We start from the raw sequence: 19,439 nt of genomic DNA, 5'->3' as shown, positions 1-19,439 counted from the left end.
GCCCGTGCCGACTGTGAGAACGTTGAAAGTTAGCGTCTGCTTGATGGCGGCGTCGCTGTTGTGTGGCTGTAATCCCCTGATGACCGCCTCGTTGACCAACCTGAAAGCGGCGTTCAGCGGGCCCGATGAGCTGCAGGTGACGCCGGCCCAGGTGGCGGCGGTGCAGTTTCCCCAACTCAAGCTCAGCACGCCCTCCGGCGAGGGGGTGCTGGCGATGGTGCGCCAGCGGGGCGACCTGCAGTACTGGGTCGCGTCCGGCAAGCAGGTGCTGTTGCTGCGCGACGGGCTTGCGGTACGCAGTGTCGGACTCGGTGTCGATGGCGACCTCGACGGGACGCGCTTTGACGCCGTCTCGCCGTTCCGCCAAGGACTGCATCGGCTGCCCGACGGGTACAGCAGTCAACGCTGGATCGATCTTTATCAAGGCTACGAAGTGGGTGTCGAGTTGAGCAGTCGCTTCAATCGCCGGCCCATGGAAACCATCAGGATTCTGGACAAGGAATACGCCGTGCTGCGTGTCGACGAGCATATTGATGCACCGGCTATTGGGCTGCATGCGACCAATCATTATTGGGTCGATCCGGATAACGGTTTGATTCTGCAGAGTGAGCAGCAGCTGACGAAGCAACTGCGGGTGAAGATCGTTCAGTTGACGTCTGAGCGTGGGGTTGTCCGTTGAAGCTCGCCAGGATTTTATCGACGTGCGTACTGCTGACGGCGGGCAGCGTGAGTGTGGCGGCGGTTTCCGTCACTGGCGATGTTCGCCACCCGGGGCAGGTCGACTTGCAACCCGGCGCCCGTGTACTGGACGTGATTCGTTTCGCGCAACCCAACCCTGAAGGTTACTGGCTGGCGGCCGCCTGGTTGCGCCAGTCGCTGCTCGAGGAGCAGACCCGGCTGAAAGCCGGGGTCTTGTTCGATTTGAAGGTGCTGCAACGTACCGCCTTGCTCTTCGAGCAGACCGGGCGGGCGGCATTGGCGTCGCGCCTGTACGAGCAAGTCAGCCGCTTGCCGGTCACTGGCCGCCAGGTTGCCGTCCTCGACCCGGTCGCGGTCGAGGTCGGGTTCGCCCGCAACTTCCGTCTCGATGACGGCGACAGCCTGGTCTATCCGCAACGCCCCAAGGTTGTTGAAGTGCTGGGCGCTGTGGCCGTGCCGTGCCGGCTCGAGCACCGCGCCATGCAGCAGGCCAGTGACTACCTGCAAGGGTGTGCACCGCTTGCCGATGCCGAAACCGATTACCTCTGGCTCATTCAACCGGACGGCGTCACTCGCCGGGTCGGCATTGCGCCGTGGAATCGCGAGGGCGGGCAGGTGCCTGCCGCCGGCAGCAAAATTCTGGTGCCGGTCAGAACCGATGATCTGAATCCGCCCCTACCTGAACTGAATCAGCAGCTGGCTGAATTTTTTGCCGCGCAACTGGCTGAGGTGGTTCCTTGAGTTTACGTTTTGCAGCTGTGTTGTTAATACCTTGTGGCCTGGCTTATGCAGAGCCACGCATAACCCAAAATGATTTCGGCGGTGTGGGCCTGCTGCAGACTCCGACGGCCCGCATGGCACCCGCCGGCGAGTTGAGTGTGAATGCCAACCGCACCAGTCCATATAGCCGCTACAGCGTTTCGTTACAGCCCTTTGAGTGGCTTGAAGGTTCATTCCGCTACACCGCGATCACCAACCGCAGATATGGCCCCGAGTCGTTGAGTGGCGATCAGAGTTATAAAGACAAGGCCGTGGACGTCAAGTTGCGGCTGTGGCAGGAAAGCCACTGGGCACCCGAGCTGGCCCTGGGCTTTCGCGACGTTGGTGGTACCGGTCTGTTCTCCAGTGAATACCTGGTTGCCAACAAGCGATACAACGACTTCGATTTCAGCGCCGGCGTTGCCTGGGGCTACCTGGGCAACCGCGGCGATTTCGATAACCCGTTAGGCGGGATCGATGACCGCTTCGATACCCGGCCTGAGGGCGATGGCACCGGTGACGTCAATACCAATGCGTATTTTCGTGGACGCCCCTCGTTGTTTGGTGGTGTGAGCTACCAGACACCCTGGGAGCCCCTCAGCCTGAAACTCGAATACGAAGGCAACGACTACAAGGACGAGCCCAAGGACAACCACATCAAGCAAGACTCGCCGATCAATCTCGGTGCGGTGTTCAAGCTGACCGACTCGGTGGATCTCAGCGCTGCCTGGGAACGCGGCAACACCGCCATGTTCGGCATTACCTTGCACACCAACTTCGTCAGCCGCAAGGCACCGGCCAAGACCTTCGACCCGCCGGTCGAGCGCCTGCCCGCGCACGCGCCGGTCACCGCACCGGACCAGGTCAATTGGGCCGACGTATCCCGACGCTTGCAGAAAAATGCGGGCTACGACGTCGAGCGTGTGGCCCAACGCGGTTCCGAGCTGCTGGTGTACGGCGAGCAGACCAATTACTTCCATTCGGCAAAAGCGGTCGGTCGCGCCAGCCGGATCCTGGATAACAGCGTCAATGACGACATCGACTGGTTTACCCTGGTCAACAAGCGTTACGACATGCCCCTGGAAGAAACCAGCGTGCCTCGTGAGACCTTCCGCGAAGTGGTCAACAATGAGGAACCGCTGAAAAGTCTGCATCGCACCACCGAGGTCAACGCGGCGATGCCGCACAGGGAAACAACGCTCTATACCCAGACAAGGGATCCACTCAAATATGGTGTCGGCCTGGGCTACAAACAGAACGTCGGCGGCCCGGATGGTCTGCTCTATCAGATAAGCGCCGATGCGGATGCCGAGTATCGCTTCACGCGCAACACCTGGTGGAGCGGTTTGCTCAGCGTCAATCTGCTGAACAACTACGATAATTTTACCTACGACGCACCGAGTGGGTTGCCGCGGGTTCGAACGGATCTGCGCCAGTATATGACCACCTCTGACGTCACCATGCCGACGTTCCAGTTCAACCACGCCAGGCAACTGGACCAGGACTGGTATGGCATGGTCTACGGTGGTTACCTGGAGTCGATGTTCGCCGGTGTCGGCGGTGAAGCGCTGTTCCGTCCGCAGGGGCAGCGCTGGTCCGTCGGCGCGGACCTGAACTACGTTCGCCAGCGTGACTTCGACCAGGGCTTTGGCCTGCGCGATTACTCGACTGTCACCGGTCACATCACCGGTTACACCGACTTGCCTTTCGACGCTCAGGCTGCCGTCAGCGTTGGACGCTACCTGGCGAAGGACTGGGGCGCCACGGTCGACCTGTCTCGGGAATTCGCCAACGGCGTGCGCTTCGGTGCCTGGGCCACGATGACCAGCGCCACCAGCGAGGAATACGGCGAGGGCAGTTTCGACAAGGGTATCTACGTGTCCATTCCGTTCGACGAGATGATGAGTGTGTCGACCATGCGTCGCGCCAACATCGTCTGGTCGCCACTGACTCGCGACGGTGGTGCACGACTTGGGCGCAGTTACTCGCTGCACGCCATGACCGATAGCCGCGACAGTGATCTGTTCTACCGTAACTTCGACAAGATCACTGAGTAAATCTGTAGGCGCGCTTGCAGGCGATGCGGTCTTGAGGTTTGCGTTGGACGTTCGGACGTCATCGCTGGCAAGCCAGTTCCTACAAATTCGGTGTCGTGTGATGGAGCCGGTCTCTGTAGGAGCCGGCTTGCTGGCGATGGACTCAAGCGCGCCGCGTTTAACCAGCTTGCACGCGTTATCGTTAACGACCATCGCCAGCAGGCTGGCTCCTACAGCATCGCGCGCCCCCACCAAAAAAAACGTGCCATCCCTCTGCTGACATGACGGATGGTGGGGCGTTGGTGGCTCTCGGAAATTAATGATCACCCACGAAAAAGGGGACTTGCGTCCCCTTGTCGTGTTGCCGGTGTTGCGTGGAAAACCGTTAATAGATGTCTTTTGACAGCAAGGTAAACGGGGTTTTCACGAGGATCTTCAGATCCAGCCACAGTGACCAGTTGTTGATGTACTTAAGGTCGATCTCGACACGCTTCTGCATCTTGTCAATGGTGTCGGTCTCACCACGGCAACCATTGATTTGCGCCAGGCCGGTAATGCCCGGTTTGATTCGATGGCGAGCCATATAGGCAAGAATCTTCCCGGAGTAGTAGTCATTGTGGGCAACGGCATGGGGACGTGGTCCCACCAGTGCCATGTGGCCTTGCAATACGTTGAACAACTGCGGCAACTCATCGATCGAGGTGCGGCGGATAAAACGCCCGACCGGCGTGATTCGCGAATCGTTGCGGCTGGCCTGCTTCACCTCGAGGTCGTCGTGCACACGCATCGAGCGGAACTTCCAGACCTGAATGACCTTGCCGTTCCAGCCATGTCGGTCCTGCTTGAAGAATACCGGCCCATGGGAAGTCAGCTTGACGGCCAGGCCAATCAGCAACAGCAGCGGGCTCAGTACGACAATGGCCATGAGCGCCACGCTTTTATCGAGCAGGCTTTTGCTCAATGCGGCGGTGGGTTGGCTGGTCAACGGGCTTTCGTTCAGATAGATCGCCGGCAGGCCATTCACGTCCCGGACCGAATGATTGAGCAGCGTCAGGCTGTTCAGGTCAGGAACCCAGACCACGTCCACATTGGCATCCAGCAGATCGACGTACATCGCTTCGATCCTGCTCGCTTCATTGAGCGGAAGCGTGATGTACAGGCGGCGGATTTCATGGGTCCTGATCAGCTCCAGGAGTTCATCCTGCGAGCCGACGACAGGTGGCGCGCTCGCTTCCAGCAAAGGTGTGGCGTCGGAACTCACCAGGCCTACCAATGGAAAGTGCTCGAGGGTACGCAGCTTGCCGGCCAATCCCAACGCCAACTCGCCAGTCCCCACAATCAGGGTTCTGCGCTCACTTTGCAGTGAACGTTGGTAGTACCTGGAAAAACCATGCAACGGGACATACAACAGCGCCTGGCCGACGTAGCCGCAGATTGCCCATACCAGAATGATCTGGCGAGAAAACAGTTCATTGGCCTTGCAGAGGAAGGCAACGATGGCCAGCGCTGCCAGGGTCATTGACCAGCCCATCAGTAGCCTGAGCAAACCTTCCAGATAATTGTCTTTCTTTGCATAGACGCCACACCAGGTATAGGCGGGCACCGATGCAAGTACAGTCAGTGTTGCACACACTCGGTAATAGAACTCTACAGTGCCCGTCTGGTTGTAAACCAATAGGAGTAACAAGGCGACAGCAACGCCTTGACCCAGTACCCACTGCCCCCAGAAGGTCAATCCTTTGAACGAGGTATTTCGATTGATACGAAGATTGTTATCCATGCGTTATCCCCAAAGTACGTCCATTCACGTGCCGCCCACGCTAGAGCCAGGTCGATATTCAACGTTATTGTTTTTGTAGGATGGCAATGCATTGACGATCGAAACGCCAAGGGACGGCGCTATTGTCAGTCAATAGATTAAGTTATTGATGTGCGGGCTGTCTGACGACTTATAACGAGGAGGAGTTTGGTTTGGTGATATATAAGGTGGGGGTGTTAGAAATGGTCGGTAAATGTAACTTTGTTGGTGTGGTTGTAGAAGAGGAGGGGCGGGGGCTATAGGCCGGGGTGCGTTATAATTATTGTTGTAGTGCACTACCAGTGAGGCTAATTACTTGCTCAGTTCAAGCTTTTTCCGCGTGTAATCTTCTGTATCAGGCAGTAGCCGCGATTCCTGACGGCGCGGAACAAGCGTTCGCCATTGCTGGCGCTCTTGAACTTCTCCTGTAGTCGGCTCAGGCACATCTCGAGACCCCGATAATGTTCAGGTTCCCGGCCGATGCTGCGGATCAGATCATCTTTGCTGACCACGCGATCATCGTGATGCAGCATGGTCTGCAGCAGTGTCGACTCCAGGCCGGTCAACTCGACCTTGATGTCATGCTTGATCAGTGCGCCGCTGCTTTTGCTCAGCCGCCAGGTTTCGGTCAATGGCGCAGGCGGTGCGGCCGAATAGGAGACGTCATCCCTGATGCTCTCCTTGGCTTTATCTGTGATAGCGGCAGTGTTATTAGGCCTGGCGTCAAACTGTGCCGATTGCCACTCGGTCTTGAACGTCGACACTATGCGCTGTGTGTCATGCTTGACAGCGGGTGGGGCAATTCTGTCCCCGTGGGGGAAAATAAACTCCATTAGCTTCTGGGGCGGGGCGGGAGGGGCGGAGTTCTCGACAAACATTTTCGCCTGTGAAGTGCCCAGCGAGTTGTAGCGTTTGCTGGACAGTAATGTCTCCAGCTCCAGTTGAAGTGCGGGGCAATGAGTTACTACGACAAAATATTTTCTGGGGAGGTTCGTGCTGCTATCCATGTCTCTCTCCTGAATTGTGTACCTGGGTTGTGGGTTTAAAGGTTATCGATTGGGGAGTAGTGGCTCCCCTGGAAGTAATCAAAGGGCAGCGCTCGCGCCAGTACATGGCTGGCAGCCTTTTCGACCCGGTCCGCGATAAACGATACTTTGGTGGTGTGAGCCTGCTGGGTCATGCGTTCGTAGAGTCGATTGAAAAGTTCCGGGTTGTCGGTGAGTTTGAGGCTCAAATCCAGCGTTGAAATGGAGATTTTTATGTAGTCGAAGAGATTCAGAGTGGTCAAGATCTCGCTACTTTCATCGTAGATATTGAAGCCGTCGAAAGCGATTTCGATTCCGTGATCCTTCAATTGATACAGATTGCACAGGATTTTCTTTTTATCCGTGAAACTGACTGCCGGCAATGGCAGTTCGTTTAGTGCGATAACCAGAGTCTGCCCGAAGGCCTGCAAGGTTTCGTTGCACTGGATCAACTCTTTTGACAGTGCGCAGTCGATCAGGGCTGACTGTTCCAGACAAACAAACCGACGGCTCGGATACTGGTTTTCACTGATGGTGCGGCTGTTTTTCAGCGAGAGGGCCACCCGCCGGGTCTGCATCAGTGCCTGGCTGTAGATGCCGCGCAGCTGAGGTGTTTGCGGGGCGAAAGATGCAAGCGCCGAGAGGACCTGATTGTCGTCGAATTTAATCCTGATTTCGCTGCCAAAAGGGCGGTCGTCGCGTGTGAGAATCAGCTGCCGAGACAGATAATAATTCGCGCGCTCGTATTGGGGCGCGCGCCCGGTTGCGTTCAAAATGCAATAACTCCCTTGCACGTAAATCATCAGGCGGTAAAGATCAGGCCCCTGATTAAGCGATATCCATGTCCACGAATGCTCTGAATGGCGTTGGTGCCATACGTGCCTTTTATTTTGCCGCGAAGACGGCTGATTGACTTTTCCAAGGCTCTTGGGTCATAAAAATTTACATTGAGACCCATGACTCTGGCGATTTCGTCATGGCTCAGTATATGGTTTTTTGTTAGAGCAAAAGCCTCGAGAATGCTCATTTCTGCAAACGATATATCCAGTTTTTTATAGCCCCCGACAAGGCACATGCGAGTGGGGTCTAGCAGCAGATTGTTTTCTTTTAGCCATTCCGGGCTGTTGAAAAGCTCGGCCAGCACCTCGGCATTTTCGCCAGGGGTAGCGTTGAGTTTGATGCAGTGATCGGCCCCCGCGAGATAGTACTTCATCTTGTTGTAGGTGCCTGGGCCGGTGAAGACGGCAAATATTTCCAGCGCCAGATCGTCGCTGCGAATACCTTCAATCAAGGCAATGCTTTGATCAAGCGCCTGGGGTCTGTCAATGACAATAAACACCGCACGGTACAATCCGTGAGGCTTGTCTTCATTGATCGAATTGCTGTAGCAGGTGGTATCTATGGGCAAGTCATTGCCCAGGTGGCTGGTAACTAACTCCCTGAAATTCTCGGCTGACAAATGGGTCGGCCCAATGGTGAGAATCCCTGTCTGCTCCTGTGCGTGGTGGTGGCGTGAAGTGTAATTCCCTGTAAGCATCATGCTTTGACTCGGCTGGGTGCTGACGTTTGGATTTTAAAGCACCAATTCTCGTTTGTGACTGACAATTGGTAACATTTCGTTGAGATTTTAAGTCCCGGGCAAGTTTTTTAACATTACCGATACGTCGGATGTGATCGTTTGCTCTCCTGCGGCAGATGTGCTGAATAATCCAGTTCAATATCGCGCGCAAATCGGCCATGGCGTTGTGCTATCTTTTGTCGCCATGTCCCGATTTTCCGGAGCAATTCGCCGTGTATGAGACTAAGGTGCCGGCTTCGATCAATTTTTGATCCGGCGTCATGTAATTCTGAATGTTACTGCTAGAAATTGGCCCCTGCGCCTGAATGTTCTTCCGTTATTAACTGATATATAACTCGCAAGCGTTAAGGCATAGTGGGCGACATTTGATAACAGGCTGTTTTAATGCGCGGTTCAATGAGTTTTAATTTCTCGTTTGCGTGGCTGATTTCAATAAAACTGCAGAATTCGCGCAATGTCAGGCGATGATCCCGGGCGCATTGCGTTCGGGATCGGCCAATAGCGGTGGGTTGTTCTTAAGATTGATCGGGTAGAGCGGAATGACGCGGCCTGGCAGGGAAAAACCAGCGCCAGGCTGCACGGCGTCGGCCTGGTGTTCAGTCAATATTTACCGCCCCTCGAGCAACTGCGCCGCCTGATCCAGCAAAACCAATGGCTCTTTGGCCTTGTGAATATCCACCGACAATAACTGGCGGAACTTGCGCGCCCCCGGAAACCCGGTGCCCAGCCCCAGTACATGGCGAGTGATATGGTGCATCGAACCGCCCGCATCGATATGCGCGGCGATATAGGGTCGCAGTTGCGCCAGCGCCTCGGCGCGGCTGATCACCGGCGCCGTGCTGCCAAACAGTTGCTGATCGACCTCGGCCATCACATACGGGTTGTGATACGCCTCGCGACCGAGCATCACACCGTCGAAGGTTTGCAGATGTTCGTGGCAAGCTTCCAGCGTCTTGATTCCGCCGTTGAGAATGATCTCCAGCTGCGGAAAATCCGCCTTCAACCGCGCCGCCACGTCATAGCGCAGGGGTGGAATGTCACGGTTTTCCTTCGGCGACAACCCTTCCAGAATCGCAATCCGCGCATGCACGGTAAAACTGGTGCAGCCGGCATCACGCACTGTGCCGACGAAATCGCACAGTTCCTCGTAACTGTCCCGACCGTTGATACCGATACGGTGCTTGACCGTCACCGGAATCGACACCGCATCACGCATCGCCTTCACGCAATCGGCCACCAACTGCGGATGCCCCATCAGGCACGCGCCGATCATATTGTTCTGCACCCGATCACTCGGGCAGCCGACATTCAGGTTCACCTCGTCGTAACCGTGCTCCTGGGCCATGCGTGCACACGCGGCCAGGTCCAGCGGAACACTGCCACCGAGCTGCAACGCCAGCGGATGCTCAGCCTCGTTGTGACGCAGGAAACGCTCGTGATCGCCGTTGAGCAAGGCCCCGGTGGTGACCATTTCGGTGTAGAGCAGGGCGTTCTTCGACAGCAGACGCAGGAAGAAGCGGCAGTGGCGGTCGGTCCAGTCCATCATGGGTGCGACGGAGAAACGACGGGAAAGCGGGGCAGGTGTAGCGGTGGTTACGGACATGGGGGATCTGGAATCGGTGAGGCTGGGAGGTGGGGGAGTTTATCAGGATTGAGAGGGTGGGGGCGCGAGCCCCGATACGATTGATCGGCGGCGATTATAGATCTGTCCACTTTGTTCCGGTAACTTCAACGACACCCTGACCGGCAATGCCGCCGCCAACACCCTCACAGGGGGCATCGGCAACGATGTGCTTTCCGGTGGCGCCGGTAACGACCTGCTGATCGGTGGGGTGGGTGTTGATCGGCTCAACGGCGGTGTCGGAGCCGATCGCTTCGACTTCGATTTCTTGAGCGAAATGGGCCTGGGCACATTGCGCGATGTGGTGGGGGATTTCAAAACCAGCGAGGGTGACAAGATCGACCTGTCGACCCTGGACGCTAATGTCGCCACTGCCGTCAATGATGCTTTCAGCTACATCGGGGCGAACGCCTTCAGCAGTAATGCGACCGGGCAGGTGCGTTTCGCTGGCGGCATCCTGTTTGGCAGCACCGATGCCGACACGGCTGCGGAGTTCGAGATTTCCCTGATCGGTGTGCCGACACTGGTTAGCGCAGACATTATTGCCTGATAAAGCGCTGCCGGGGCTCTATGGAGCCCCGGCGTGTTACTGCACCGCAGAGCAAGGCCAGTCGCGTGAAGCAAGGGCAGCACGCAACCGGAGTTCTATCACAAGCGTGTTTTCAACGACCTTGATAGATTTGCACCCAGCTCAAATTAGTGGGCGTTGGCGGCGGGACCGGTCCTGCGACCGGAGAATGGTGGCCGAAGATCGCCGTGTTGGCCCACACCTTGTTGTTCTCGGCGCAGATACGTACTCCGGCGGCGAAACCTGCAATGTCCTTGCCGCAGGTGGAGATATAAACGGCGCCTGGTGCCTGTCCGGCCTGTATGTTGCCTTGCACGGAGGCCAGGAAGGTTTCCGCGTTGAGGGAAATCGCCGGGCCGGCATCCCCGATAACGTTGTTGTTACCGTGCGCCAGTACGACGATGACTGCACCTCCTTCGATGTTCAGGTTCATGTTCCTGACTGCTGCCCAGTCATGGCGTGCGGTTACCGCAGGCCAGGCGGGGTTGAGCGTGGTGTTTACGATGTCTGCATCGGTACTCATTTCAAAGACAATGGTCATGATCCATTCCTCATCAAGCGAAACTTGAATTTGGCAAAACCGTCACTGCCCGTGGCTGCTCAGAGTCTGGCCGCCAGTGCCGTATCGAAGCGTGCCTTGATACGCGCCACGATCGCACCGCCGTCGAGCGTCTCCGGCAGCGCTGCAAGCGCCGGCTGGGCCTCATTCACCGCTGGCCCTGCCAGCAGGCTGATGACCTGGAGCTTTTTGTCGATGGCCTCAAGACGAGTGTTCAGTGTGTCGCTGATGCTCGTGAACTTGGCCAGCATGGTCAGATAGTTGTCGGCGGAGGGGTCCAGCTTGTCGACCTCGTTGTCGACTTTCAGTAGCTGGTTGCGCATGGATTGCTTCTGGTTCTCGTACGCCTGCAGATCGTTCAACTTGGTCACGGCTTTGCCTTCCTTGATGGAGAAGCGCACGTCGAAGAGGAACAGCGTCTGGACAATCGACTCGTCGCTGAGGAAGTCTTTGCGGTGGTAGGAGTTCTCCATCACGGTAATGAACAAGGTCATGCCGGGCGCCAGCAGTTTTTCATCGGTCTTGACCGTAATGCTGGTTTCGGTTTTCGAGCCGACACTGGTCAACAGTCCTTGTATGGCGTCAAACGCTGCATTGGCGATCAGCAGGTCCAGGTTCGTCATCGCCTGAATGGCAGCGGTGACTTCTGCCGTCGGAGTGTCCTTTTTCGCGCCATCGGGCAACTTCCCTCCGAAGATGGCCTTGCGGCACGAGTCGATCATCACGTTAACCGAGGCCAGCGACCATTCGCTCACCGTGGTCAGGTGCTGGTAGCTGCTCGAAATCATTGAGGCGTCGTCGTTGTATTTACTGTAATGCGCCTTGATCTTGTCGTTCAAAGCAGCCGTTTGCGTGGTCAGGCTCTTGTCGAGGTCCGTACGCATCTGATCAACATAGGCCTGGAATTTGGCGTTCTGTTTTTGCTGTTCTTCGATCGTGTTTGACTGTCCCATGTCTGGCTCCAAGTGTTAGGTGGTATCGACCTTTCTTGTGCGCAATCACTATTTCCGTTTCCTTGGCGCATTGAAAAAGGCGACAACCAGAACATGAGCCTCGACGGCGCGTGACTCAACGCATTCAAATTGCGCGGCAGGCAAAATTTCCGGAATCTGCTTGCGCAGCGTTCAAGTGTCAGGAGAATCGATGGCGGCCAGGAAGTTTTCCAGGTGTATGAGCGCCGCATCAGGGAGAGTGGACAGATGTTTTCGCACGTTTTGACGCAGTGGGGGCTGGACATTGCGGTGCATGTCCATTGTGCCGCGACCCAGCAGCAGCCAATCGGTGGAGACGTCCAGGAGTTCGCAGAGCGCGATTATGTTTTCCACCGTTATCCTGCCGTTCTTTCTCCAACGGCATACGGCACTTTCTGTGACGTCCAGTGCAACGGCGACGGCGTACAGTTTTGACAGGTTTCGTTGTTCCATCGCCTCACAGATTCGTACTCCGAGTGTCGATTGCATAATGTCATCCATTGAACGGGAAACTGGAATCCTGACTTTATGCATTGGAGCGCTTGACGCTGTGATCGCCCGCTCAATTGTGGGTGTGGGCATCAACAATAGGGGAGGGCACGATTAAAAATCGACGGGTTGCATAAGACCGCTCCTTGTCAGTAGTTGGTTTTTCTACGAGAGCAGAATATCTACGCCGTTCGGGATCAGCGATGGCTCATTCAGCTATCGCCAAAAACCAGAATCAGATGCTTCCGACTCTGTTTCGGCATTTGAATGTAGGACGTTTCCACGCTTTAGGCATTGGAGTGGGTTTTGGGGGGCTGTTTCAGTATTTGTGGTGGTTGGGCTGGCGCTATCGCCAGCAGGCTGGCTCCCACAGGGGGAGGGGGGTGGTGGCTGGGATTTGGGGTTGGCCTCGGGGTTATCGGGGTGTTCTATTATTCGGGGTGGGGAATGGCTTGCGCTGTGAAGCGCATCTGCTCCGTAGAATTGACAACCTGTCTAATAGCTACACCTATGACGCACCTATCGCGAACGCGAGTTGATAGCCAAGGTCAGTTTGCCTGTCGAGGTGCTCTGTCGCTATCCGCGGTTTTTATCGAGCCCCGCTTGTGCGGGGCTTGTGCCTGAATTACTTGATCTCATCCTGATCCACGGTCACCTCTTTCCAACTGTCATCGGGATCAAAGCTCTTCATCGACAGCGCCAACTTCTCACTCTCGGGCCCCAGGTCCTTCTCGAACACCTGCCCTTCATGACTGATCATGAAGCTCATCACTCCCGTATCGTCGTACTTTGCTGGCCAGGCAATCAAGGCAAAGCCCCGGATCATCTTGTCGCCAACGAGGTAGCTGTAGGCGCCACCAGGTGCCGAAGGCCCCTGGCTTTCAAGGATGCGGAAGTAGTAGCCATGCCAGGCTTCGCCGGCGATGGTTTCGCCGAACAAGGGACCCAGGGGGCTGATCTGACCGCTATCGTCGTCCGGCCAATACAGCCCGTCGTGCTTGCCGGGGGCGCTGTAGATGTTCTGCGCATACTCCAGTGCGCCGTCACCGTCACGATCCATGGATGCATATTCCATTTGCGCGTCGTGATAACTCAGCGCCGATTGCACTGCGTCGATTTCGTTGCGGCCGATTCGACGAGCACGGACTTCGGCACTGCCGGACTTCATGTCGAAGCGCCAACCGGTGGCGGTTTTTACCATGGGTATGGGCAGTGTCCAATTGTCGTTGCCGACCGCCAGCATTGCCTTGCCGTCGCTGGTTTTTTCAATTTGGTGTCGCTCCTGGTATTGCTTGAGAAACGCCTCCACATCTTTGCGCTCGGTGCCTTCGCGAGGGATGAAACTGCGCCATTCCTTGCCCAGCAACTGAGTCAGTCGTTCGTGATCGGCGTGGTCGGTGCCCAGTGCTTCGACGAAGGCTTCAGCGGCCTTTTCTGGTGTTGGAAATTCCTGCTGTGCCATGGCGATGCACGACCAGGCCAGACCGGCAGTTATCGCCAGGGCACTGAGGCGCAAGCCCATGCGTGCCTTTACTCGAGGATTGTTATTCAACGACGGCCCCCTCTTGAACCTGAACGCGCTGGCGGATTGGATGGCCGACTGACCTGATGGCCAGCTGATCGCGAAGCGCTGGGGCGCTGAGCTGATGCCTGGCTGGCCCGGCCACGACTGGCTTGTGCGTTGACTTGAGAAGGTTTGCGTGCCCCGGCGAATGCGTTGTTGCGCGTACCGCTCTTGTTGGCGGCCGTCGCAGTTGGGCGTTTTTGCGTAGTCTGGCGCGCCTGTGCCTTGCCCTGTGCGCGTTGATTGGTCTGAGCGGTCTGCCGGCGGGGTTGCTGGGCTTCCCGGGTGTTTCTGGCTGTGCCCTGGCCTCTGTCGGTCGCGTTCGGTCTGTTGGTGCCTGCTTGCTGGCGGTTGTTTGCCGCCGTTCTGGTCTGGGCTTCGCGCGCCCGATCACGGGCTTGTTGGTTGCTGGTGGCAGGGCGTTCGATGCCGGCCCTGTCCATCGAGGTGCGGGCATTTTCCCTGGCCTGGTTGCGCTGAGCACTCTCGCGCGCCTGGGCTCGTTGAGCGTTGTCGCCTCTATAGGCCTGGCGCTGATTGGCCCCGTCCAGTTGCCGGCCGTACTGCTCGCGGCTGCGATTGTCGCGATAGGGTACGCCGTTGCGGTGGGTGGAGTTGTGCTGCCACTTGTTCGAATTGTTGGTGATGCGGTTGTTGCCGTTGATGTTGTTGTAGCGGTCGACGTCGATTTCTACGTCGTTGTCGCCCCAGTCACACTCACCCCACAACGCACCGACGATTGCCACGCCGGTACCAAACGCCAGTCCGGCCATCAATGCCTGACCGGGGTAGTACGCAGGCGGCGGTGGATAGTACGCAGGCGGCGACGCCGGATAAGGCCAGGTGCCGTAGGTGGTGGTTGGATTATAAGTAGGGACGTATACGACCTGCGGATCAGCGGGCTCAATGATGATGGTGGAGCTGCTGCTGGCTGGCGCTGCGGGTGCGGATTCCTGCGCCGGTGCTGGCTCCGGTGTCGGGGGTGCGATGTTCTGGATCGTCACGTTCTGATACTGGTTGCTCTGCAGGTTGCCTGCTGCCTGCGCCTGATGACGCAAGCGTTGCACAGCGCCCATGACATCGTCGGGCTGGGCCAGGAAGGCATCACCTACCCGTTGTACCCAGACGGGATCCTGCCCCAGGGTAGCCAGAACCTGCGGGAAGGCGACCAGCGCCTGCACACTGGGGTCCCAGGGTTTGGTCGCTACCTGCCTGACGGCATCATCACCCTTGGCGTCGGGATTTCCCCTGGACCAGAACACCGCCTCGGCGACTTCCCCGGGATAAGTGCTGGCCATCAGCACCTGGGCCAGCAGCGGGTCCGGGTAAAGTGCAATGGGAGCCAGCATCTGATCCAGCTGTTCCTGGGTAAATACGGGATCTTTTGCCGGGACAGGTGCCGATGCCGACGCGGGTAGGGGGGCCGGGGCCGGTGTGGTACCGGGAGTGACTGCGGGTGGGGTTGCGGCCGCAACCACTGGCTGTGCCAGGCAGTTGGATCCGCTCAAAAAAAGGACAGCTGACAACACGTAATTAAATGGAATGCGCATTGCAGCTCCATGTGGTCAGGCACGTTTGAAATGAGTGGATCAGTGCCAGGGAAGTTAAAGCAGCCCTGGGCTTCGATGCCGTTCACTAATAGTAGCAAACAATTTTTTTTTGCCAGTTTTAAACGCGCAATCAAACCGCGCGGGTAACACGGGTAAGCCTGGGCTACTCCGGGCAGTTTGGCGATGGCTACAAGGACAGTGGAGTCCGCCTGGGTCTGAACGTCAGTTTCTGACGCCAACGCCGCTGCGCACGAACTGCGCAGCGGCGTCGATGACATGGGCCATGTGCAGGGTTGGTAGTGGGCCAAAAGAGAAGGCACTCCTCGTGGAGTGCCTTTTCTTTTTATGCACCAAAAGCCATGTGCGCTATTTCAGGTTCTGAATCTTGAAAATGGCGGTCGCTCGTGCAAGCACCTCATTGGCGCCATTGCTGAGTTGGCCTGTCGTGAAGCACAGGTCTTTTGTCGCATGATCCACTCGCCCCCAACCGAAAATGCGTCCCGGTAATGCCGGGCGGAAAAATTGGGTCTTTGCTTCAATCGTCACAGCCACCTGATTGGTGGACAAGTCGGCGTAGACCGCTGGCCCCATAGAGTCATCCAGCATTGCCTTGAGCATGCCACCGGAAATGTTGCCCATCAGGTTAGTCAACTCGATGCCGGCCTGGAACTCGATGTAGGCTTTGCGTTCCTGTTTATCGTAGGAAATGAATGTCCAGCCCAGCAGATTTGAGGCATTTGGTAGTGGAAGTTCACCATTGGCGACTTTCCAGAAGACGGAATCGGGGTTCATGTTGATTTACCTCCCTGTGTGCGGGTGGTTAAGCGTGCTAAAGGGACAACAGTGCAAAGGAGAAGCCCAGTAGCATGAGAAGCACAACCAGGGAACCGCTGCGAATCGGAGTAGGAGCCCGGGTTTTTCTTCGTACATCAATAGCAACGGCTATCGGTGGAATGGCCGCGACCAGGCAGAACAGCTGAAACACGAATAGCTGTTCAAGTTCCAGTCGTTCAAATTGGCCGTTATGGGAAAACATCAAGTACAGCAGTAGAAAACCGGCAATGGTCAAGGCCAGCCATGCCCATCCAGTGACTTTGATCAATGCCAGAAGCAGTAACTGCATGCGCGGCTCTACCTCACTCCATGGGCGGGCCACGGCGATACTGTGGTAGGGCATGAAATCGGAACGCCGCAGGTAAGCGAGTGAAAAGGCGGCGACAATCAGAAAAGCCACGGCATAGCTTGCGAGTGCAAGCCAAGAGAAGATGTTCATCTCCAGGATTCCATTCTGTATGGCAGGGCACTGCGTGGCTTGAACCGTCCTGGCCAAGGTTAATGAATGTCAACAAAGCAGGCAGCACGCATACCATTCACTCTTTGAAAAGACTGTCGGGTATGCGTGGGATTTAAACTAGTTGTTTAAGTTGGCGGCTGTCTACTGTCAGAACTAACAGAGTGGCTATCCATACAGCGCTTTAATGGCTTGAGCCGGTTTGCCAGAATGGGTGCCTTACTGGCGCGAAGTGGACTTTTCTCTTGAGGCTACTGTATCGCTGCCACAGTTGATGTATGAAGAAGACTTCAACCAGCGCTGATCCGGGTAATAGGAAAACAGCAACTGTCCGTCTTTCATCGAGTCGATCAGCTTGTGCGCGATCGCGGGGCGCACTGCCGGGCAGCCCAGGCTTCTGCCGATTCTGCCGTTGGCGCGGGCCAGCACCGGGCTGACATAGGGGGCGCCATGTATGACGATGGCACGGTCGAAGGCGTTATCGTTGAAGCCTGGCTCCAGGCCTTCCATGCGCAGCGAGTAGCCGTTCTGCCCGCGATAGCTTTGTTGTGTGCGGAACAGGCCGAGGCTGGTGGCGAAACTTTCATTCTGGTTGGAGAACTGGGTCGCCATGTTTTCGCCGCTGTTGCGACCATGGGCAACCAGTTCGTGAAACAGTAACTTGCGCTTTTTAAGATCGAACACCCACAGGCGTTGTTCGGTCGACGGCATGGAATAATCGATGACTGCCAGTCTTTGTGCCGGGGCCGCACCTTGAGCGCGACTGCATTGGGTTGCACGAACGGCAAGGGCGATCACTCGGGAATCGGCGCCTGGGGCTGCTTTGGCTAGAGCAGCTTCCAGTGAATCGGCGTAGGCTGACGGTACTGACAGCCACGTCAGTATCAGGGCAAATAGAAGGCCAGAGCGGATTAGCGCCATAGTCGGGTCTCATCATGATAATTTCGAGTCTAGCAGCGAGCGCAATGCTAGCCGTTTAAAACGGGGGATTAAGGATTATCCATGGTGCAATTAACAAGGTTATTCGTCATAAGCCGCATATTTTTTATGGGCTTTCTGATCAGCGGTACAGCGTTTGGGCAAGATTCGCCGATAGAGCCGGTATCTGCAGCGAACAGCCCAAACTACGCCGCAGCGCCCGATGATGCGGTCAGCCAAGCGATTCAGGCGACGCTGGAGCCGCTGCGCTCGGCATTTCCTCCGGTGCTCACGTCCCGGCGTCATCAGCGCCTGGATGTCAGTCGCGTGGTGCTGGATTTTTACATGCACCGCAATTATCGCGCAGCCTGGACAGACGATGGTGACGTGGCGCAATTACTGCGAAGTCTTGATGACACCCGCATCGATGGCCTGAGCCCGGCGGATTTTCGCGTGACCGAGTTGGCCCAGGCCCACGAGTCACTGGTGGCTGCAATGCCATCGACGGCGCAGCGGGCAATGTTCGATATGGCGGCGACCCGGACGTTCATCACCGCGTTGCTGCAACTGCGCCGGGGCAAAGTCGATCCGTCGCGTCTGGACATTCACTGGAACTACGACCCTGCCGGTATTGATCCGCGCGAGGACATGAACAACCTGTTCGCCGCCCTCGATGCCCATGACGTGGCGCGGGCGTTCGCGGATGCGTCGCCGCAACAGGCGATCTACAAAAATTTGCGCGATGGCCTGGCGCAACTGCGCAAGGTTCGTGACGCTGGTGGTTGGCCGAAGGTCAGTGAAGGGCAGTCGCTCAAGCCTGGTATGGACGGGGTGGCGGTCGCGCAACTGCGCGCGCGCCTGGTGGCGGGCGGCTACCTGGCCCCGAACCAGGTGAAAAAAGCCGGCTACGACGACAAGGTCATCGCGGCGGTGAAGAGGTATCAGACCGAACAATACCTGGGGGCCGATGGCGTGGCCGGCGCGACGACATTGGCGGCGCTGAACGTGCCTGTCGAGGCGCGGATCGATCAGGTGCGAGTCAATATGGAACGCGCTCGCTGGTTGCTATACAAGCTCCAGGGCACCTTCGTCATCGTTGATATCGCCGGCTACAAGGTCGCGATGTACCGGGATGGACTGCCAATCTGGCGTTCGCGGGTGCAGGTAGGCAAACCGGTGCGCAGCACGCCGGTATTCCAGGCCGAGATCACTTACATCACCTTCAACCCGACCTGGACCGTGCCGCCGACGATCCTCAAGCAGGACGTGATACCCAAGATCCAGAATGATCCGGGCTACCTGGCCGCCAACCGGATTCGCGTCATTGACCGCGAAGGCAATGTGCTCAATCCGTCGAGCGTCGACTGGAGCAATCCCCGGGGCATCAGCCTGCGCCAGGACGCCGGTCCCGACAGTTCGCTGGGCCAGGTGGTGATCCGCTTCCCTAATGATTATGCGATTTACTTGCACGACACACCCCATCGCGAGTTGTTTTCCAAAACAGTCCGGGCAACCAGTTCGGGCTGCATCCGGGTCGAAAACCCGTTGCAATTGGTGGAGCTGTTGTTCAACGATCCGGTGCGCTGGAACAGTGAAGGCATTCAAAAGCAATTGGCCAACGGCCGGACCGAGAACATTCGACTGCCGGTGAAAGTGCCGGTGCTGTTGGCCTATTGGACAGTGGATTTGAGCAACGAGGGGCGAGTGACATTCAAGCCGGATATCTACGACTACGATGCCCGCGTGCTCAAGGGGTTGAATGTGCCTGTGAAGTTACCCCCGCTGGATCTGCGTCAGGCGCAAGCCGCCATGGCGGTGACGGGGCAGAACCCGCAGTAAGGTCAATTGGTGCGGAGGTGATTGCGGCGATCGAGGAGGGGCGACCACCCGGCAAGCGGTCGCCAATTATCCCGGATAACCCCATAAACTGCGCCCACCGAATTTGTGGGTTTGGGTCGTTGCCCGGGCCTTGTCCTCACAGGAAAAATGCCTTTGTGCCGACCGGGCGCGAC

Annotated in this window: 19 protein-coding genes; 5 read left to right on the top strand and 14 right to left on the bottom strand. The window is 57.1% G+C overall.

All coding sequences use genetic code 11. The features are described 5' to 3' along the window. Positions 1–13 precede the first annotated feature (13 nt). From ASE98_RS04215 to ASE98_RS04205, 3 genes are read left to right on the top strand one after another with little or no spacing between them, the layout of a single operon-like run. Entirely contained in the window at positions 14–679 is a 666-nt protein-coding gene (locus ASE98_RS04215; protein ID WP_156465473.1) for a YjbF family lipoprotein, read from the top strand. Next, positions 676–1,440 (top strand): capsule biosynthesis GfcC family protein, encoded by a 765-nt coding sequence (locus ASE98_RS04210; RefSeq protein ID WP_060540111.1) that lies wholly within the window; start codon positions 676–678, stop codon positions 1,438–1,440. The genes ASE98_RS04215 and ASE98_RS04210 overlap by 4 nt, the downstream gene beginning before the upstream one ends. After that, positions 1,437–3,515 (top strand): YjbH domain-containing protein, encoded by a 2,079-nt coding sequence (locus tag ASE98_RS04205; protein ID WP_060540110.1) that lies wholly within the window; start codon positions 1,437–1,439, stop codon positions 3,513–3,515. The genes ASE98_RS04210 and ASE98_RS04205 overlap by 4 nt, the downstream gene beginning before the upstream one ends. Before the next feature lie 364 nt (positions 3,516–3,879). Here ASE98_RS04205 and ASE98_RS04200 read toward each other — a convergent pair whose 3' ends face one another. The 6 genes from ASE98_RS04200 to dusA all read right to left on the bottom strand — a co-directional run bounded on the left by ASE98_RS04200 (position 3,880) and on the right by dusA (position 9,499). Beyond that, the gene (locus tag ASE98_RS04200; RefSeq protein ID WP_060540109.1) at positions 3,880–5,274 is read right to left on the bottom strand and encodes an undecaprenyl-phosphate glucose phosphotransferase; all 1,395 of its coding nucleotides are present in this window, start codon (positions 5,272–5,274) and stop codon (positions 3,880–3,882) included. Between the two features lie 338 nt (positions 5,275–5,612). Further along, positions 5,613–6,299 (bottom strand): winged helix-turn-helix domain-containing protein, encoded by a 687-nt coding sequence (locus ASE98_RS04195; protein ID WP_060540108.1) that lies wholly within the window; start codon positions 6,297–6,299, stop codon positions 5,613–5,615. A gap of 35 nt (positions 6,300–6,334) precedes the next feature. Then, positions 6,335–7,120 (bottom strand): EAL domain-containing protein, encoded by a 786-nt coding sequence (locus tag ASE98_RS04190; RefSeq protein WP_156465470.1) that lies wholly within the window; start codon positions 7,118–7,120, stop codon positions 6,335–6,337. Then, the gene (locus ASE98_RS04185) at positions 7,120–7,857 is read right to left on the bottom strand and encodes a winged helix-turn-helix domain-containing protein (RefSeq protein WP_060540107.1); all 738 of its coding nucleotides are present in this window, start codon (positions 7,855–7,857) and stop codon (positions 7,120–7,122) included. Before ASE98_RS04185 ends, ASE98_RS04190 begins: the two co-directional genes overlap by 1 nt. A gap of 496 nt (positions 7,858–8,353) precedes the next feature. Then, positions 8,354–8,500: a hypothetical protein gene (locus tag ASE98_RS26445; RefSeq protein WP_156465469.1), complete on the bottom strand. Its 147-nt coding sequence runs from the start codon at positions 8,498–8,500 to the stop codon at positions 8,354–8,356. 3 nt (positions 8,501–8,503) lie between these two features. Then, on the bottom strand, positions 8,504–9,499 hold the full coding sequence (gene dusA, locus ASE98_RS04180; protein WP_082457477.1) for a tRNA dihydrouridine(20/20a) synthase DusA: 996 nt from the start codon (positions 9,497–9,499) through the stop codon (positions 8,504–8,506). A 100-nt stretch (positions 9,500–9,599) separates the two neighbouring features. Between dusA and ASE98_RS04175 the strand changes: the two genes are divergently transcribed. Continuing rightward, positions 9,600–10,067: a type I secretion C-terminal target domain-containing protein gene (locus tag ASE98_RS04175; RefSeq protein WP_082457476.1), complete on the top strand. Its 468-nt coding sequence runs from the start codon at positions 9,600–9,602 to the stop codon at positions 10,065–10,067. Between the two features lie 112 nt (positions 10,068–10,179). Here the strand turns inward: ASE98_RS04175 and ASE98_RS04170 are convergent, their stop codons facing one another. The 8 genes from ASE98_RS04170 to ASE98_RS04135 form a co-directional block, all read right to left on the bottom strand. Further along, on the bottom strand, positions 10,180–10,626 hold the full coding sequence (locus ASE98_RS04170) for a hypothetical protein (protein WP_060540104.1): 447 nt from the start codon (positions 10,624–10,626) through the stop codon (positions 10,180–10,182). Positions 10,627–10,685: 59 nt separating this feature from the next. After that, on the bottom strand, positions 10,686–11,597 hold the full coding sequence (locus tag ASE98_RS04165) for a hypothetical protein (protein ID WP_060540103.1): 912 nt from the start codon (positions 11,595–11,597) through the stop codon (positions 10,686–10,688). A 171-nt stretch (positions 11,598–11,768) separates the two neighbouring features. Beyond that, complete coding sequence (locus ASE98_RS04160; protein WP_162237378.1) at positions 11,769–12,104, bottom strand: helix-turn-helix domain-containing protein; 336 nt, start codon at positions 12,102–12,104, stop codon at positions 11,769–11,771. A gap of 625 nt (positions 12,105–12,729) precedes the next feature. Next, a complete protein-coding gene (locus ASE98_RS04155; protein WP_060540101.1) occupies positions 12,730–13,626 on the bottom strand; it encodes a DUF2950 domain-containing protein in 897 nt (298 codons plus the stop codon). 26 nt (positions 13,627–13,652) lie between these two features. Next, the gene (locus ASE98_RS04150) at positions 13,653–15,218 is read right to left on the bottom strand and encodes a DUF3300 domain-containing protein (protein ID WP_060540100.1); all 1,566 of its coding nucleotides are present in this window, start codon (positions 15,216–15,218) and stop codon (positions 13,653–13,655) included. A gap of 366 nt (positions 15,219–15,584) precedes the next feature. After that, positions 15,585–16,010 (bottom strand): PaaI family thioesterase, encoded by a 426-nt coding sequence (locus tag ASE98_RS04145; protein WP_060540099.1) that lies wholly within the window; start codon positions 16,008–16,010, stop codon positions 15,585–15,587. A gap of 37 nt (positions 16,011–16,047) precedes the next feature. Further along, the gene (locus ASE98_RS04140) at positions 16,048–16,491 is read right to left on the bottom strand and encodes a hypothetical protein (RefSeq protein WP_060540098.1); all 444 of its coding nucleotides are present in this window, start codon (positions 16,489–16,491) and stop codon (positions 16,048–16,050) included. 237 nt (positions 16,492–16,728) lie between these two features. Next, positions 16,729–17,430: a murein L,D-transpeptidase catalytic domain family protein gene (locus ASE98_RS04135; RefSeq protein WP_060540097.1), complete on the bottom strand. Its 702-nt coding sequence runs from the start codon at positions 17,428–17,430 to the stop codon at positions 16,729–16,731. Positions 17,431–17,511: 81 nt separating this feature from the next. Between ASE98_RS04135 and ASE98_RS04130 the strand changes: the two genes are divergently transcribed. After that, entirely contained in the window at positions 17,512–19,266 is a 1,755-nt protein-coding gene (locus ASE98_RS04130) for a L,D-transpeptidase family protein (RefSeq protein ID WP_060540096.1), read from the top strand. Positions 19,267–19,439: the final 173 nt, after the last annotated feature.

The organism is Pseudomonas sp. Leaf48 (assembly GCF_001421885.1).
GTDB lineage: Bacteria > Pseudomonadota > Gammaproteobacteria > Pseudomonadales > Pseudomonadaceae > Aquipseudomonas.
Note: the sequence above shows the minus strand (reverse complement) of the source record. Positions and strands in the feature narration are given on the sequence as shown.